Source organism: Vibrio sp. Vb0667 (assembly GCF_033391095.1).
Map to the genome: position 1 here is coordinate 1 of NZ_JAWPOL010000115.1, position 1,671 is coordinate 1,671.

The 1,671-nt window shown below is 43.6% G+C and carries 2 protein-coding genes and 1 pseudogene; all 3 read right to left on the reverse strand.

The window, feature by feature from the left end; genetic code table 11:
- Window positions 1-343, reverse strand: a pseudogene (locus R8269_RS23835) (GGDEF-domain containing protein); the annotation flags it as partial.
- 21 nt (window positions 344-364) lie between these two features.
- The gene (locus R8269_RS23840) at window positions 365-1,195 is read right to left on the reverse strand and encodes a sulfurtransferase (RefSeq protein ID WP_318222729.1); all 831 of its coding nucleotides are present in this window, start codon (window positions 1,193-1,195) and stop codon (window positions 365-367) included.
- Between the two features lie 36 nt (window positions 1,196-1,231).
- Complete coding sequence (locus R8269_RS23845; RefSeq protein WP_318222730.1) at window positions 1,232-1,528, reverse strand: hypothetical protein; 297 nt, start codon at window positions 1,526-1,528, stop codon at window positions 1,232-1,234.
- Window positions 1,529-1,671 lie beyond the last annotated feature (143 nt).

Genomic DNA, 1,671 nt, shown 5'->3' on the forward strand with positions numbered 1-1,671 from the left:
TAACGGAAATGTAGTCACCGTTGGGATTGGTCAAGCCAAAACCGATGATCGCCGGATGAATGTTGAGAAGTTTATCTAACATTGGGCGAGTTTGAATGGCCGCGGTACGAGTGAAGCTATTTTGCTCCACCAGTTGATGACCAACGACTTCTAGCAGCGATTCTTGCCCTTTTAAAAGTGACTCAACGGAGGAAGCAAACAGCTCCAATTGTAGGAGCTGTTTGTCTTTGTATTTGTCTAACGTTGCTTGGTAGTGGTAATAGCCGAATAGCGAAAATGTCACGATACTGACGGTGAGCAGCATCATGTAAAGAGTCCAAATGTTCTTCTTTAATCCGACCATATTGTTTTGATAACCCCTAGCTTAACGCGTAATTGGCAGTGAGCAGTCTGCACCCCATTCTGTCCATGAACCGTCATAAACAGATAAGTTGCGTAAGCCAAGTTGATGAGCTGCCAACAATAAAATACAGGCAGTCACACCTGAGCCACAGCTGAAAATGATTGAATTGTCATTATATAGCGACAGTTCGCTAAATGCTTGTTTCAATTCTGAGTTCGGTTTGATGTAACCTTTATCCAGCAGTTCTTGAAAAGGCAGGCACAACGAGTTTGGAATATGGCCACTGCGCAATCCTTCTCTTGGCTCAGGCACTTCACCAAAAAAGCGCGCTCGTGAGCGAGCATCAACAATATGCGCACTGCAATTGTTTGAGTACTCTAATACTGCATTTGCGTCCAAAAATGCATTTTTATTTAATTTTCCCGAAAAATTTCCTAATTGTTCAGGTTTTGCTAGCGAATCTACGACGGGCAACCCCGCTTCGATCCAAGCTGGAAGTCCACCATTAAGTACTTTGACGCTCTCGTGTCCCATTGCTTTGAGCATCCACCATGCGCGTGGTGAAGCAAGCGTACCTGAGTTGTCATAAACGATGATCAAGTCCTCGTTATTTAGCCCAAGCTTTTGTGCGCTTGCATTAAATCCTGCTTCGGTTGGCATCATGTGCGGTAAAGAGGTATCGGGCAGACAAAAGTCATTTTCGTAATCAAAACGGTAAGTGTTTGGGATCCATTTATCGGTGATTTTTTTGCTTTCAGAAGGAATTTGAAAGCTAATGCTTGCGTCTAAAAGCTTTACATTTTTTTGGTCGAGTCGGGCATGGAGTTCTTTTGCACTGATCAATGCTTGCATTGCTAAATCCTTCTTGTCGTGGGAGTGACCACTATTCTAGTTACAGCTGACGAATGAAAGTGATGGTTCAAAAGTTGAGCTTGTCGCTTGCCTAAATGTGGCTGTCGAACCGATCGCACAATCAGTTGTTATCGGAACGGCGACGCGTTGTTGTTCGATATCAGGAGCGTCTATCGTCAGGTAACGTCGTTGCCCGTCTAAAGACTGAGTCAAAGTGTTGCTGATGACGGTCGCTGATAAGGTTTTTTCGCTGGTGGGTGAGCCCCACAAAAGTAAAAGGAGCAGAGCAATCGAACCGATGAGGACCAAACTGTAAGTTTTGGGGTTATCCAAGTTGAGTTCCACCCGTTTAGGCTAGCGTAAGCCTATTGTTTTACAATAAAAAAATCGCATGTTCAAAGAACGATGCGATTTTTGCTGATATTTAACATCTCCAAGAGGTTTAGGTTTGTTTGCTATTCATGACATTAATGTTT